This is a genomic window from Rhodococcus wratislaviensis (assembly GCF_900455735.1).
Classification (GTDB): domain Bacteria; phylum Actinomycetota; class Actinomycetes; order Mycobacteriales; family Mycobacteriaceae; genus Rhodococcus_F; species Rhodococcus_F wratislaviensis.
This window is the reverse complement of sequence record NZ_UAUI01000027.1, coordinates 325,841-339,612: the sequence shown is the minus strand read 5'-3', so window position 1 is coordinate 339,612 and position 13,772 is coordinate 325,841. Positions and strand designations below refer to the sequence as shown.

16 protein-coding genes and 1 pseudogene are annotated in these 13,772 nt (G+C 69.7%); 2 read left to right on the top strand and 15 right to left on the bottom strand.

What is annotated here, in order from left to right; genetic code table 11:
• A pseudogene (locus tag DTA22_RS33445) lies at positions 1-430 on the top strand (SDR family oxidoreductase); the annotation flags it as partial.
• A gap of 5 nt (positions 431-435) precedes the next feature.
• On the opposite strand, the gene DTA22_RS33440 reads toward DTA22_RS33445, so the two are convergent.
• The 9 genes from DTA22_RS33440 to DTA22_RS33400 form a co-directional block, all read right to left on the bottom strand.
• Positions 436-1,314, bottom strand: coding sequence for a sucrase ferredoxin (locus DTA22_RS33440; RefSeq protein ID WP_112302251.1), 879 nt, complete (start codon positions 1,312-1,314; stop codon positions 436-438).
• Positions 1,315-1,343: 29 nt separating this feature from the next.
• Positions 1,344-1,922, bottom strand: coding sequence for a YdeI/OmpD-associated family protein (locus tag DTA22_RS33435; protein WP_112302250.1), 579 nt, complete (start codon positions 1,920-1,922; stop codon positions 1,344-1,346).
• Positions 1,923-1,932: 10 nt separating this feature from the next.
• Entirely contained in the window at positions 1,933-2,445 is a 513-nt protein-coding gene (locus DTA22_RS33430) for a hypothetical protein (RefSeq protein ID WP_112302249.1), read from the bottom strand.
• A gap of 35 nt (positions 2,446-2,480) precedes the next feature.
• Entirely contained in the window at positions 2,481-3,455 is a 975-nt protein-coding gene (locus DTA22_RS33425; RefSeq protein WP_037244834.1) for a R2-like ligand-binding oxidase, read from the bottom strand.
• 152 nt (positions 3,456-3,607) lie between these two features.
• Complete coding sequence (locus DTA22_RS33420; protein ID WP_037244832.1) at positions 3,608-4,387, bottom strand: alpha/beta fold hydrolase; 780 nt, start codon at positions 4,385-4,387, stop codon at positions 3,608-3,610.
• A 40-nt stretch (positions 4,388-4,427) separates the two neighbouring features.
• A complete protein-coding gene (locus tag DTA22_RS33415; RefSeq protein ID WP_174233898.1) occupies positions 4,428-4,811 on the bottom strand; it encodes a VOC family protein in 384 nt (127 codons plus the stop codon).
• Positions 4,812-4,956: 145 nt separating this feature from the next.
• Complete coding sequence (locus DTA22_RS33410) at positions 4,957-5,559, bottom strand: dihydrofolate reductase family protein (protein WP_112302248.1); 603 nt, start codon at positions 5,557-5,559, stop codon at positions 4,957-4,959.
• Positions 5,552-7,105 (bottom strand): DNA polymerase Y family protein, encoded by a 1,554-nt coding sequence (locus tag DTA22_RS33405; RefSeq protein ID WP_037244826.1) that lies wholly within the window; start codon positions 7,103-7,105, stop codon positions 5,552-5,554. Before DTA22_RS33405 ends, DTA22_RS33410 begins: the two co-directional genes overlap by 8 nt.
• Entirely contained in the window at positions 7,102-7,941 is an 840-nt protein-coding gene (locus DTA22_RS33400; protein ID WP_037244824.1) for a hypothetical protein, read from the bottom strand. The genes DTA22_RS33405 and DTA22_RS33400 overlap by 4 nt, the downstream gene beginning before the upstream one ends.
• A gap of 211 nt (positions 7,942-8,152) precedes the next feature.
• Here DTA22_RS33400 and DTA22_RS33395 point away from each other — a divergent pair, with 211 nt between their 5' ends.
• A complete protein-coding gene (locus DTA22_RS33395) occupies positions 8,153-9,364 on the top strand; it encodes a serine/threonine-protein kinase (protein WP_037244821.1) in 1,212 nt (403 codons plus the stop codon).
• A 12-nt stretch (positions 9,365-9,376) separates the two neighbouring features.
• On the opposite strand, the gene DTA22_RS33390 is transcribed toward DTA22_RS33395, so the two are convergent.
• The 6 genes from DTA22_RS33390 to DTA22_RS33365 form a co-directional block, all read right to left on the bottom strand.
• Complete coding sequence (locus tag DTA22_RS33390) at positions 9,377-10,036, bottom strand: response regulator (protein ID WP_015889975.1); 660 nt, start codon at positions 10,034-10,036, stop codon at positions 9,377-9,379.
• A gap of 39 nt (positions 10,037-10,075) precedes the next feature.
• Positions 10,076-10,519 carry an RDD family protein gene (locus DTA22_RS33385; protein WP_112302261.1) on the bottom strand — a complete coding sequence of 148 codons (444 nt, stop codon included), beginning with the start codon at positions 10,517-10,519 and terminating at the stop codon, positions 10,076-10,078.
• Positions 10,516-11,361 (bottom strand): WXG100-like domain-containing protein, encoded by an 846-nt coding sequence (locus tag DTA22_RS33380; protein WP_112302247.1) that lies wholly within the window; start codon positions 11,359-11,361, stop codon positions 10,516-10,518. Before DTA22_RS33380 ends, DTA22_RS33385 begins: the two co-directional genes overlap by 4 nt.
• Complete coding sequence (locus DTA22_RS33375) at positions 11,361-11,675, bottom strand: WXG100 family type VII secretion target (RefSeq protein WP_112302246.1); 315 nt, start codon at positions 11,673-11,675, stop codon at positions 11,361-11,363. Before DTA22_RS33375 ends, DTA22_RS33380 begins: the two co-directional genes overlap by 1 nt.
• Entirely contained in the window at positions 11,672-12,175 is a 504-nt protein-coding gene (locus DTA22_RS33370; protein WP_112302245.1) for a YbaB/EbfC family nucleoid-associated protein, read from the bottom strand. Before DTA22_RS33370 ends, DTA22_RS33375 begins: the two co-directional genes overlap by 4 nt.
• A gap of 156 nt (positions 12,176-12,331) precedes the next feature.
• Positions 12,332-13,714: an ATP-binding protein gene (locus tag DTA22_RS33365; RefSeq protein WP_409372739.1), complete on the bottom strand. Its 1,383-nt coding sequence runs from the start codon at positions 13,712-13,714 to the stop codon at positions 12,332-12,334.
• Between the last annotated feature and the right edge of the window lie 58 nt (positions 13,715-13,772).

The following is a 13,772-nucleotide window of genomic DNA, read 5'->3' as shown; positions in this document are numbered from 1 at the left end:
CCTCGACGGCTTCACCGACGTCGCGGCGTCCGAAACCCTCTCGGACGGAATCACGTTCACCACCATCCACATGCCACTGGTCGAGACGCCGATGATCGCGCCCACCGGGCGGTACAACGTCGGACCGATCACCTCCCCGGAGAAGGCGGCCGCAATGGTCGTCCGGGCGCTCATCGAACGGCCCAAGCGCATCGACGTCCCGACCGGCACCCTCGGGGAACTCGGCCGCGTCTTCGCACCCGCCGTCAAGGATCGCGTGATGCACCAGATGTATCGCATGTTCCCCGATTCACCGGCGGCGAAGGGGCAGAGCACGGACGACGCGGCCCCGGCGCCTCAGCCCACGCCGGAACCCCGCCACCACACCTCGTCGATGCTCGGCCGCGCCGCCCGGAAGGTCGGAAGGCTGGTGCCCGGCACCCACTGGTGACCGCCTCAGGGGGCGAGGGCGCGAACTCCGGTGGCGACGACCGGTCGCACCGGCTTCGGCGCCGCCCCGCAACTCGCCGGCCGGGGCGGCAGTTCCCGCTCCTCCAGGTCGACCACCCAGCGGCGCCCGTCACGATGCGCGACAACCGAGTTCGCGTCCACCGTGAGTTCGTCCGCGCCCGCGTCCACTAGATCCCGGACGGCGAGTTCCGCCACCTGCCCCGGCGCATCCCAGCAACTGCGGCCGCGCAGCCCGGTCGGGTACACCTCGCCCCGGGCGGCGGCGCGGACCGCGTCGACACTCTCCTGCGCCGACAGCCGGCCGTAGGTGTACCCCGTCGGCAGCAGGATCAGCGAGGGCGCGAACCGATGCCCACCCGTGTGCGAGCACTCCCACACCGCGTCGCCGAACTCCGCGGCCAGGCCCGCCGCGACCGGCCGTCCGAGGACGGCGCAGCACTGGTCCCTCTTCCCGTGCGCGCAGACGAGGACGACCGGGTCCGTCACCGGCGTGCCGAGACCGGGTGCGGTTCCCGCGATCAGTCCGAGGTCCAGGTCGAGCAAGTCTTCCGGGTAGGCGATCTCGAGCCGCTCGCACCACGACCGCGCGGGATGCGACTGCGCCAGCAGCACCGTCCGCCGATCCGGGGCCGCGGTGCTGCGGCCCGGCCGGCGGATGAACATGACCCGCACCCCGGCGGCGTCGGCGCGGGCGTCCAGCTCACGGGCCAGGCCCGGTCCGAGGGCGGTGCCGTCGAGCACGTCCCGGCCCCACGCACCGGGGAACTCCAGGCACACCCAGCCCGTGACGTGCGCAGCGGTGCCCGCGAGGGGTTCGTCGGTCGCGGACAAAGCGGAGCAGGTGGCGGTGATCGTGTCAGGCACGGTGTCATTGTGTCAGTCGCGAAAATCGGTCAGTCATGGAACTTCCTGCGCTCCGACAACTGCTGGACGAACTTCTCGATACGGCGGGCACGCGTCTCCGGGCGGGTGGCGTCCTGCAGGCGGTAGTAGACGGCGTACCGGTTGTGGCTGTCGAGTGTCGCGTAGAAGGCCTCGGCCTCGGGGTTCTGCGCGAGGGCGTCCAGGAAGTCCTGCGGTATCTGCGCCGCCTTCTGTCCTGCATACGCGCGGTCCCAGCGACCGTCCGCCCTCGCCCGCTCCACCTCCGCCGCGCCCGCGGGCTCGAGGAGACCGGCCTCGGCGAGTTTCTCCGCGAACTCCCGGTTCCGCTTCGACCACGGGCTTCGTGACGAGCGTGGGGTGAACCGCTGCACGAAGAAGTCGTCGTCGACGCGGCGGACCTGGCTGTCGATCCAGCCGTAGCACAGCGCGACCTCGAGAGCCTGGTCGTAGATGATCGACGAATGCGCCGACCCTTTCTTGGCCATCTTCAGCCAGATGCCGGGTGAGGAGTCGTGATGAGCGCCGAGCCATTCCCGGAACTCGGCCTGTCCGGCGAAGTACTCGACGCTCAGCTCGGCAGCACACATGTGCCCGAATCTAGCGGGAGAACAGTCTTCCCGCCCAGACCCGGACGAATCCCTGGGAAAGATATCCGAGCGCCCCGAGCGCCAGCACCCATTTGGTGACGCTGACCGCACTGGTGGTCCGCACGGTCGCGTCGGTGATGTGCTCGCGATGAGACAGCAGATACAGCCCGACGATATTTTCGGCGTAGTCGCCCGCCGCGGAGATCACCGGGGCGGCCGACAGCACCTTCTGCGTTCTCGGCGACAGCGGTGTCAGCTCCGCCAGACGTCGTGCGCCCGTGCGCAGCGCGACCGCGTAGATCACGGGATGGACGAAGTCCGGGTAGTAGTGGCTGCGATAGCGCGCCGTCTCGGCGTCGGTCATTCCGTCGAGGATCGCCGTGTAGGACCGGGCGGACCGGGCCGTCTGGATGTCGGCGAGCCGGGGTGCCACCGGGCCGAGGAGCCGGACGATGTTCGCCTGCGAGATCACGAATGCTGCGGACCAGCCGAGGAGTCTGCGGTCGAGTGCGGTGAGCGCCATGAGCCGATCCTGCCATTCCCACCGCACCGCGTGCCTCAGCCCGCGGCCTCCGACATCGCCTTGGCATCCTCCTCGCCGAACTTCTCCTCGAGGGCCTCGGGTGAGTAATCCAGATCGATCTCCTCGACCGGGCGTCCGCGCGCCGACTCGATCGCCCCCAGCCGGCGCTGCGCCCGGTCTGCGGCGTACGCGATGAACTCCTGGTCGTCGAGCCCGTACGGCTGGACCTCGAATTGCTTGTTGACCCAGTCGATCATGCCCAGTGCCATCGGCATCAGCTCCGCCATCCGCTCCTGGACGACACCCCAGTTGCTGTCGTCGGCGGCGACGTGCCGGCGACAGGTGAACGTTCCCCACGCCATGTGGCGTCGTTCGTCGTCGCCGATCCTGCGGACCAGTTCCTGCATGCCCGGCAGGATCCCGCGCGTCGTGCACACCTTCTGCCACGCGTAGTACCCGGTGAGCGCGAGACTGCCCTCGATGACGTGGTTGTAGGTGACGCTGGCCCGCACCTGATTGGCCGGGCTGGGATCGGTCTCGAGCACCTTCAGCGATCCGGGCAGCTCCTCGTAGAACAACTGCCGGTAGTACGGGTTCTCGGCGACGAAGGGGTGCAGGTCTCGTGTGAGGCCCACCGCGTCCATCCACAACCGGAACACCTGGGTGTGCTTGGCCTCCTCGAAACAGAACTGCGTCAGGTACATCTCGTCCCCGAAGCGCCCCTCGGCGGCCATCGCCTTCATGAACGGCTGGATGTCCTCGGTGACCGCTTCCTCACCGGCGATGAACTGTGCGACCAGATACGTGGAGTTGCGCTGCTGCTCCGAATTCAGTCCCTCCCAGTCCTCCGCGTCCCGGCTGAAGTCGAGGTCCGTGGGGTTCCAGAACTTGGCGTTACCCTTCGTGAACAGCCGCAACGGGAACGCGTCCCAGTTGAGGCCCCCCGCGCGGAGCGAGCTGAACCCTTGCCTGCCGGGCGCGTAGGGGCGTCCGGGCGTGAGTGTCGACATCGTTGGCCTTCTTCCGGACGTGCGGAAGACGTCGTCGGACGCCCCGCAGCTTCGGGGCGCTCGTCGTGACAACCGTCTCGTTCCGAGCCCCCGCTTCGGTTCCCACGCTAGTCCTGCCGAAGCCGTCACGGTTTACATTTTCGGACTTTTTGTCAGCTCGTCTCGGGCTTCATCAGGAACGGCAGGACCGCCGCCGCGAAGTCGTCGTAGCGGTCGCGGTGAATGCTGTGCCCGCTGCGGAACACCACCACCCGGCAGTTCTGTATCGCCGCCACCGCGGACTCGAGTCTGTGCGGATCCACCATTCCACCCGGACCACCCCGCAGGATGAGCGTGTCGGCCTCGATGTCCGGCAATCTGTCCCACCACAACGGATCCGGGCGGCGGAACTGCTCGAGCGCCGAACCCGTCATCGACCGATCGAAGGCGAACGCCGCCCGCGGATGCCGGATCAGGCTCGTCGTCGCGTGCCACAGCTCCGGCAGCGACGGCAGCCGATTCGCGAAGACCTGTTCCGGGTCACCGGGACGCAACGGGAGCGGTGCCTCCTCGATCACCAGCCGGCGAACCAGCCCGGGAGAGGCCTGGGCCGCGAGCGACGCCGCATGACCACCGAGCGAATGCCCGACGAGATCCACCCGCGTCAGCCCGAGGTTGTCGCACACCTCCACCACGTCCGCGCCGAACTCCTCGAACAGATACGACGTGGCGCGGGCACTGCGACCGTGCCCCCGCAGGTCCAGGACGAGGACGCGTCGCCCGCGGGCGACGAGTGCGCGGGCGAAGCGGTCCCAGGTGCCGCCGTCACCGCCCATCCCGTGCACCAGAACCACCGGCACGGGATGGACGTCCGACGACCCCGAGGACTCGCCACTGTCTCGGTAGGCGATCTCGATACCGGCGCGCGTCGGGGTAGTCCTGCTCGTCTCCACGAGAATCCAGACTAGCGAGTACGGACACCCCGCCCGCGGACTACCGGCCCGACCCGTACGGGCGGGTGATGATCTCCAGATAGTGACCGGACGGGTCGAGGAAGTAGACGCCCCGCCCGCCGTCGTTGGTGTTGATGGTGCCCGGCAGCGTCTGCCGCGGATCCGCCCAGTGATCGAGACCCCACTCGACGATCAGACCGTAGATCCTGTCGAAGTCGTCCTCTCCGACGAGGAACGCGTAGTGCTGCGGCTGGAATTCGATCGGCGGTTCCGCGAAGTCGAGAGAGACCCCGTTCTCGAGGGCGACCGCCAGGAAATGGCCGGCAGGCACGGCGTCCGGCAGTCCGAACAACGTGGTGAAGAAGGACGCCGACTCCTGCTTGTTCTTGGCAGCGACGATCGTGTGGTTGAAAGAAATGGTCACAGTCGACCCTTTCGAGGTATGCCACGAACCGACGGTGCGACTGTGGCGGGCCTCCATGCCTGACGCTGTCCGCCACCGGCACGCGACCCTCTGCACAGCAAAGCATTTCGAACGGCCGGTTTGCAAGGCAGATCGTCTGGGCGGGTTACGCCGCCCGTCCCACCCGATAACGCAGCGTGACGACCCCGGAGTCGTACCCCTTCGACTCCAGCAATGTCAGCGCATGCATCCCGGTGTCCTCGTCGAGCAGCCTGCGCCCGTGCCCCAGCAGGATCGGCACCACGTGCAACTGGATTTCGTCGACCCGTTCGGCGGCGAGCAGTGCCCGCGCGAGGGTGATGCTCCCCCAGACGATCATGTCGCCACCCGGCTCCTGCCGGAGTTGCTCCACGCGCTCGACGGCGTCGCCCGGCCACAGCTGCGCCGGCTCCCGATCCCCCCACGGGGCACTGTCCAGCGTCGAGGAGAACACGAGTTTCGGGATCGAGTTGACGGTCTCGGCCACGACCTCACCCCGAGCCTGTTCGGTGGGCCAGTAGTCCGAGAACATCTGGTACGTCCTGCGCCCCAGCAGGACGAGGTCCGTGTCGGCGAGCAGATGGAGGTTGTACCGGTCCACCTCACCGTAATCCGACACCGCATCGAAGAAGTCCAGCTCGCCGGACCGCCCGGCGACGAACCCGTCGAGACTCGTCAATTCCTGGACGACGACCCTGCGATGCGATGCGTCCCGCTCTGTGTCACTCATAGATTCCCTCCACCGCCCAGCGGCCTGCCGTGCAGATCACCAGCAGCGCCCGCGACTCTTCCAGCAGCACCTGGGCCCGGGCCGCCGTCCGGGCGGCCGGAGGGTCCCACCACCGCTCGTCCACCGGCCACGGTCCGGCCCATCCGCACACCGCCCACTCTCGGCTCCCCCATCGCAACCGCGCGGGAGGTGCGCTGAACACACCACGTTCCGTGACCGTCACAGCCATACCCCGCTCGTCCGACATCCACACCTCCGGATACGCGGTCAGCACCGCGGCAGGCGCCGGTTCCGGCAACGTGCCCGGCCACGGCTCCGACGGATCGTTGCGCGGAATCAACTCGTCACCCAACGGCAGCAACGTGATGCGCTCCGCCGGGCCCCGCCCACCGCTGAGGACCCCCACCTGCACGGCTTCCCCGCCGAGCAGACCCTGCACTCGCACCAGAGCCCGCCGAGCCCGCTCGTCCTGGTCGCCGACCCCACCCCACAGCCCCAGCTGCAGGGCGCCTGCCGCCACCACTTCCACCGGTTCGAGCCGCAGGACGGCGATACCGGCGGTGGGCCGCTTCTCGCTGCGCCCGGTCAGCCACCCGTCCAGCTGCCACCGCACCCGGTCCGCCGTCGCCTCCGGGGTCAACGGTTCCGCACACCTCCAGATCCGGGACAGTTGCTCACCGTTACCGGTGCTCGCCGAGATCGACAGCCGGGTGCAGGCCACCGCGGCGTCCGACAGTGTGCGATGAAGCTTCTCCGCCAGCGCACGCCCGGCGAAGGCGGCGGCGTCGACCCGTTCGATGACGGGATCGCACCGTTCCTCGACCTCCAGGTCGGGAGGCAACGACCGCCCCGACGGCGGACGCTCCGGTTCACCCCGCGCGGCCCGATGTGCCAGCACCGCATCGGTTCCGAACCGCGAGGCCACATCGCCCGCCGACAGCCCGGCGAAACTGCCGATCGTGCGCAACCCCAGCCGATGCAGCAGATCGACCAGCTCACCGCGGTGGGGTGCCGCAAGGCTCGGCTCCGCGGCCAGTTCCCGCATCGGGAGCGGCGCCAGGAAGGCCGCCCCCTCACCGGGTGGCACGAGAGTTGCTCTGCGCGCGGCGATCACGGCCGTGGACAGCTGATCGGCGATGCCGACCTGACACTCCACCCCCACCGCCGACACCTGATCCACCAACCGTTCCGCGGCGGCTTCCTCCGAACCGAAGTACCGGGCGACGCCGCGAGCGGACAGCACCACGAGACCGGGCCGCAGCACCTCGACACCGGGGGCCACCGCGTCGACGGCCGAGGCGACCGGCTCGAACAGCCGCGCGTCGCGGTCGGGATCGGCTGTCACCACGTGCAACCGAGGGCACCGGGCCTGGGACTCGCGGCGGCGCAGACCTCTGCGCACCCCGTCCGCGCGGGCCGGTGCCGAGCAGGCGATCACCCGATTCCCCGACGTCACCGCCACCGGATGAGTCGGCGGGAGGTCCGCGGCAGCCGCCGCCGCGACGGCGGGCCAGTCGGGGCACCACAACGCCAGCACCCGGCTCACAGACCCACCACCTCCACCGGCGCAGGGAACGGGGCATTCTCGAGAGGCACCACCGATTCCGGAGTACTCACCCATTCCACCCGGCCCTGCGCCGACCGCACGTCCAGCCGGGTGGTGCGCGGCTGGAACGACCGCCCCCGGGCGCACACCGCCAGGCTGAGGGAACGCAACCGCCCGCAGCCCCGGTCCTGAGATCCGTTGCCCAGTCCGGCGTATCCGTGCACCTGGGCTTCCAGCCGCATCTCCGCGCCGTCCCAGTGCCCGTCCGTGACGACCAGGGTCGACCCCTTGCTCCGGGCCCGGGCCACCACCGCACGCGCCCGGGACGGCGCCACCGACGCCCCTCCCAGTCCGAGCACCACCAGATCCATTCCGTCCAGCAGCACCGCGGCGATCTCCACCGGATCGGCACCCGGGTCGGGGATCAGGGCCAGCCGTTCCAGTTGCGCCCCCATCTCGACCGCTGCCAGCACCCCGAGCCGGGGATGCCCGATCACCGCGACGTGTCCGCCGCCCGCGGTCACGGACGCGACCAACCCCAGCAGGAGCGAGGTGGCACCCGACACCGACACCACCGAACCGCGCACCAGCCCGCCACGGGGAAGGAGTTCGGCCAGCGCAGCCGGAACCGGGAGTACCCCGGCAGCACGGGAATCGGGTGCTGCGGAAGTGCCCGTCGTGGGGAACGCACTCTCCACCGGGGCGCGGCTCGCCACCGATTCCCCGCGCGCGGGGACTGCGGCCATCCGTCGCCGGAGGTAGTCCAGACGCTCCTGCCGGGACAGCCCGGACAACTCGGGAGACCCCGGCACCGGAAACCCCGGCTCGCCGGCCACTTCAGCCAACTCGACACCCCTGACACTCGGCACCAACAGCGGTCGGCAACCACGGGGAAGACGCGGCTCGAACAGACGCTTTGTTCGAACGTATTTTCGAACTCATTTCAAGTAAAGCCGGTCGGTGGAGGCCCGTCAAGTGGACCCCGAACGGCCAGGTCAGGACCGTCGCGCATCCCGTGTCCGCACAATCCTCTAACCTGAACGCGTGATGGAGCAGGAGCAGAGCGAAAGGGGCATCGGACCCGAATACCTGGTGGCCGGAAGATACCGCCTGCGGTCCAAACTGGGCGGCGGTGGAATGGGCGCGGTCTGGCTCGCACGGGACACCCTGCTGCACCGCGACGTCGCCATCAAACAGGTCACCACGACGGCCGGGCTCGACCCCGACGAGGCCCGCCGTGTCCGCGAACGCACCATGCGGGAAGGGCGCAACGCCGCCAAACTCGCCCACAGCCATTCCATCGCGATGTACGACGTGGCACTCGAGGCCGGCGAGCCCTGGCTGGTCATGGAGTACCTGCCGTCCCGCAGCCTCGCCCAGGCGATGAACATCGCCGACACACTGCCCCCACTCGAGGTCGCGCAGATCGGCGCGCAGGTGGCCGACGCACTCACCGCCGCGCACGCCGCCGGGATCGTGCACCGGGACATCAAGCCGGGCAACATTCTCGTCGCCGACCGCGGCCGGGAACTCGGCACCGTCAAGATCAGCGACTTCGGCATCGCCCGCGCCAAGGGCGACTCCGCCGACACCACGAACGGGGTCATCACCGGCACACCCGCGTACTTCTCCCCCGAGGTCGCCCGCGGCCAGGACCCCACCGAGGCCAGCGACGTCTTCTCGCTCGGTTCCACGCTGTACACCGTCGTCGAGGGCCAGCCGCCGTTCGGGATCGACTCCGATTCCATCGCACTCCTGCACCGGGTCGCGAAGGCCGAGATCTACCGTCCCAGTAAGGCCGGGCCGCTCACCGACACGCTGCTGCACCTGCTCGAGCCCGACCCGGCGCGTCGTCCGACGATGGCCGAGGCCCGCGACGCCCTCGCCCGGGTGGCCATGGCCGGGGACGGGAACGTCGCGCACCTCGTCGGCTCGCCCGTCTATTCCGCAGACGGCACCATCCCGGCGTGGGCACAGCGCTCGACGCCGCTGCCCGACTCACGCCGGCGCAGCAAACTGGTGAGTTCCACCCAGGCCGGGCTGCCCGCGGTGCATCAGAGCACACCGTTGAAGAACGTGCCCCGTCCACTCGGCCGGTTGCAGTGGCCTCCGCGCCCGACGAAGCCCGCCCCCGGATCGCCGGCGCCCACTGTCCGCGATCAGGTGGTGGCGTGGGCGCCGATCGCCATGGGTGTCATGGTCGCGATCCTGATCCTGGCCGTGCTCGTGGCCGTGATCGTCCTCCTCGCCCAGCCCTGACACCCCGGGAGGTCAGTCGATCCGCCGTCGGTGCGCCCACCTCGTGAGCGCATTCCGGTTGGACTGCTGCGTCTTCCGCAGCACGTTCGACGCATGCGTTTCGACGGTCTTCACCGAGATCACCAGTTCCTCGGCGATCTCCCGGTACGTGTAGCCGCGCGCGAGCAGCCTCAGCACCTCCAGTTCCCGCGGCGTCAGCGAATCCAGCTCCGGATCCAACTGCGGCTCAGGAGCATTGGAACGTCCGGTGAAGGAGTCCAGCACGAATCCCGCGAGCCTCGGGCTGAACACGGCGTCACCGCCGGCGACCCGGCGCACGCCGTCGGCCAGTTCCGCGCCCGAGATCGTCTTGGTGACGTACCCGCGGGCGCCCGCGCGGATCACGGCGATCACGTCCTCGGCGGCGTCGGACACACTCAGCGCCAGGCACACCGGACCCGACTCGATGCCCCGCAGCACCGCGACACCGCCGCCGTCGGGCATGTGGACGTCGAGCAGCACGACGTGCGGTGACGTGGCGTTGATGCCGGACACCGCCTCCGCGACACCGCCCGCCTCGCCCACCACCTCCATGTCCGCTTCCCTGCCGAGTTCGGCGCGGACACCGGACCGGAACACGGCATGGTCATCGACGAGAAAGACACGGTACGGGGGTGTTTCAGGCAAAGTCACTGCAGCTGTTCCTCGCGTGGGCGGTAGTGTCACCCCACTCTAGAGCGTGTCGAATGATTCACTCCGTCGCCGCACCACCGCCGGCATCCCGTCTTCCCCGTCCTCGGGGGTATCCGATTGGACGGCGGCGACGGCACTTCGGAACCAGGCCTTCACCAGATATCCGAAGTTCGGCCACGTTCCGTCCTCCGGCCGCACGACGCAGAGACCCGTCATCCATTTGCCGAACGTCGCATGGAATCGCGCCTGAATCGCGGTCCGGTGGACGAACGAGAACACGAGCCACGCCGGTATCACGGCGAACCCCGCCGTCCCCTCGGCCGCATTCGGCGGCACCGACTGTCCGGCGGTCTGCACGACGTAGGCGATGACACCGACCACGGCCGCGACAAGCGCGTGCAACGCGAGGTCCAGCACCAGGGCGACACCGCGCCGTAGGTGACCGGCGGGCCGGACTCGCCACAGGCTGTCGACTCCGTTCACGGCAGCCACCCGTCGATCTCGTCGCGGGCCCGCCGGGCGTCGTCATCGAGTCCGGTCCGGTCCAGCACCTCGCCGGCGACGGCCTCGGTGACCCGCGGTGTGCCGACCGTCTCCTCCTGCACGTAGGAGCCGAGCATGCCCCCGAACTGAGAGCGAGGGTCGGTGAACGTCAGCCCGAACGCACCGTTGACCGCCCCCTTCACGCCTCCCTGAACCGCACCTTTGCCGCCGGCCTCGGCGACGTTGCCCCAGTCCATACTGTCGCGCCGGCCCACGTGCACCTCATATTTCTGAAACGCGGCCTCGAGGCCCGCCTGGATCCCGGCGCCGGCCGCTGCACCCGACGCGGCCCGGGTGAGGATGGAGGTGATCAGCTGCCGGATGATCATCCGGACGGTGACCTGTGTGGCCGCTTCCGCCGCGAACGCGGCGGGACTCGCCGCACCGAACGTCATCGCGCTGGCCACGGCCACGGCCACGAGTTCGGCCGCCAGCGCCACCAGGGCCGCGATGATCGACAGTTTCGCGACCCGGATGTCGTCGGCCGACCAGTCGAGGGTGTCGCCGAGTTCGTGGAGCAACCCCGACAACTCGCGGAGCGCCCCGTCCGCACCGACCCGCGCCCAGTGCTCCGCCATCGCGGTGTCGACGTCACCATCGACTCCGGACATCGCCGACCGCATCGCGGCGTCGGCCTCCTCGACGATGTCGTCGAGCGAGGCGCCGGCGTCCTTCCACCCTTGCCCGAGCCGCTCCATCGCCGTTTCGTCCGCGTCGGGCCAGTCCGCCCCGACCACCTTCTCTGCCAGCCACCGGACACCGCCCGGAACCTCGATGCCCATCAGAACAGCCCGGCGAGGCTGGATGCGGTCCCGCGGTCGGTGTCGTCGAACGAGTCGGCGGTGCTCCTCAGCTCGGTCGCGAGCGCGGCCAGCGCCCCGACGGCGAACCCCAGCGAATGCTCGGCGACCTCCGCGGACGGCAGATACCCGTTCGCGAACGTCGTCCCGGTCTGGTCGCCGCCCCAGCACTCCCCCTCGGCCTCGAGGGTCGAGTGCAGTGTGGCGGCGGCCTCAGCCATCCGCTGCGACAATGCGTCGAATCGGGGCGCGACGCTGCGCAGATGCGCCGGGTCCACCCACAGCTGCGCGCTCACTGCCACCCGTCCCGCAGGACCGGCCGATTCCACCGCGCGTCGTCGGGATCATCCGGGTCCGGGTCCCGATCGGCCGGCACGGCATCGACGCCGGGTTCGAGGCGCGGGAGGAAGTCCCGCAGGCTCGGAGCGCCGGGCACGAGGTCCGGCAGATCCGGCAGGGTCTCGGTCGCGGACACGATCGATCCCATGATGCGCATCGACTCCGTGTGCGCGGCCTCGCCCGCACGCCGGGCGGCTTCCGTCATCGCACGTCCCAGCGACTCGGGGGTGGACCGCCGGAACGCGTCCGGTGCGAGGCGCACGTCCACCACGCCGCCCACCGAGTTCACCACCACCTGCACCAGTCCGTCGGCCGACGCCGCACTCACCCGCAGCTGCGCCACCTGCTGCTGAGCGGCATGCAGATCCTGCGTCTGCCGGTCGAGCGTGGCCAGCATCGAATCGATCTGATCCTGCAACTCGTGCTCGCGCACGCGCAGACCCTCACGGTCGAACATGAAATCCCCCCTTGACATCTGGCGTCCCACCCCGCCGCAGCACGATGCGACCACACGACCCCCACAGTCGTGTCGCCGGCGAACATTACCCCCTCACCGGGACAGCATGCGAGCAGACGGCGCGCACCATGGCGCCCGCCACGTCGAAAGTGGTGCTCACGCACCCTGACTGAACGGCACGTCCTCGACGCCGGCGGTGTCCGAGTCCCCGGCGGCGCCCGCTGTCGCCCACGTCCGGCCGTTCCGCGGCATGTGGATTCGCACCTCGGTGCCCTTGCCGGGTGCCGACCGCACGTCGACGTGCCCGCCTCGCCGCTCGATCCGTCCACGGATCGACTTCGCCAGCCCCTGACGGTCCGGGGACACTTCGTCGACGTCGAACCCGACGCCGCGGTCCCGGACGAACACACTGACCTGTTCGCGCTCGGCCTCGGCGAACAGGTTGATGTCCGTCTCCCCGGAATGCTTGGCCGCGTTGACCAGAGCCTCCCGCGTCGCGCCGAGCACCGCCGTGAAACTCTCCTTCGACAGACCCTCGCCCGTGCCCTCGACGTCGAGTGCCACATCGCCGACCGTCACCGGTCGCACCGTGACGCCGTGATGGTCCTCGACCTCGCCCGCGATGATCCGCAACGCCTCCGCAAGGCTCGAATGGTCGGTGTCTCCCCCACCGAACAACCACTTCCGCAGTTCCCGTTCCTGCCCCCGGGCCAGCCGCGCGACCTCCTGAGGATGGTCGGCCTGCTTCTGGATCAGCGCCAGGGTCTGCAGGACGGAATCGTGCAGGTGCGACGCGATCTCCTCACGCTCGTCGTTGCGGATCCTGGCCGCACGCTCCGCGCCCAGCGCGCGCCACAGTCGTAGCCACAGGGGCACGGTCAGCAGCCCGGCGCCGACCAGGGTGACCACCACGGCCAGCAACGACGAACGCAGCGCAGCGAAGTCGACCTGCGCGAGGATCACCACACCGAGACCCGACACGATCAACGTCACGCCACCGAGGACCCGCGCCCAGGTGAGGACGGTGGGACGCTGCGGCAGCCCGATGACGGTGCGCGGCCCCTCCGAATCGAATTCGCGCCACACCAGGGCCGCGCCGACCGCCACCACGATGATCGGTGCGATCACCGAACCGACGCGGCCACTGAACAACCACGACAACGCGGACGCACCGGCCAGGCCGATCGCGATCAGCCCGTACGCTCTCCGCCGCTCGGACGCACTGGGCTTCTCGGTGTCCGAACCTGCGGCCGTGAAGATCCACAACAGTCCGTAGCCGACGATGCCCGCGCCGGCGAGCGCGGCGAGACAGGCGAACGCGACCCGCACCTTCATCACGTCGACGCCCAGCTGATCGGCGATACCACCCGCGACGCCGCCGACGATGCGACCACCGGTCCGGCGTTCGAGCCGCGGCATGGGGATGCTGCCGGGCGGGACAGGCGCGGTCACGGCACCCGCGTACTGGGCGCCGCCCGCGGATGTGTTCGACACAGGTTGCACATCTTCGATACTGGCACGATCCCCTGGCCGCGGCATCAGGGTCCAACCCTGACTTCGGTAGGCGTTCCGGCCCACCCCGGCCGGAAAGATCAGG

Coding starts and splice junctions, on each gene's coding strand:
- DTA22_RS33430 (WP_112302249.1), bottom strand. CDS start 2,445: ATGGCGCTCACCGCACTCGACCGCAGACTCCTCGGCTGGTCCGCAGCA.
- DTA22_RS33380 (WP_112302247.1), bottom strand. CDS start 11,361: ATGGGCATCGAGGTTCCGGGCGGTGTCCGGTGGCTGGCAGAGAAGGTG.
- DTA22_RS33365 (WP_409372739.1), bottom strand. CDS start 13,714: ATGCCGCGGCCAGGGGATCGTGCCAGTATCGAAGATGTGCAACCTGTG.
- DTA22_RS33425 (WP_037244834.1), bottom strand. CDS start 3,455: ATGTCGACACTCACGCCCGGACGCCCCTACGCGCCCGGCAGGCAAGGG.
- DTA22_RS33370 (WP_112302245.1), bottom strand. CDS start 12,175: ATGTTCGACCGTGAGGGTCTGCGCGTGCGCGAGCACGAGTTGCAGGAT.
- DTA22_RS33410 (WP_112302248.1), bottom strand. CDS start 5,559: ATGAGTGACACAGAGCGGGACGCATCGCATCGCAGGGTCGTCGTCCAG.
- DTA22_RS33395 (WP_037244821.1), top strand. CDS start 8,153: ATGGAGCAGGAGCAGAGCGAAAGGGGCATCGGACCCGAATACCTGGTG.
- DTA22_RS33435 (WP_112302250.1), bottom strand. CDS start 1,922: ATGTGTGCTGCCGAGCTGAGCGTCGAGTACTTCGCCGGACAGGCCGAG.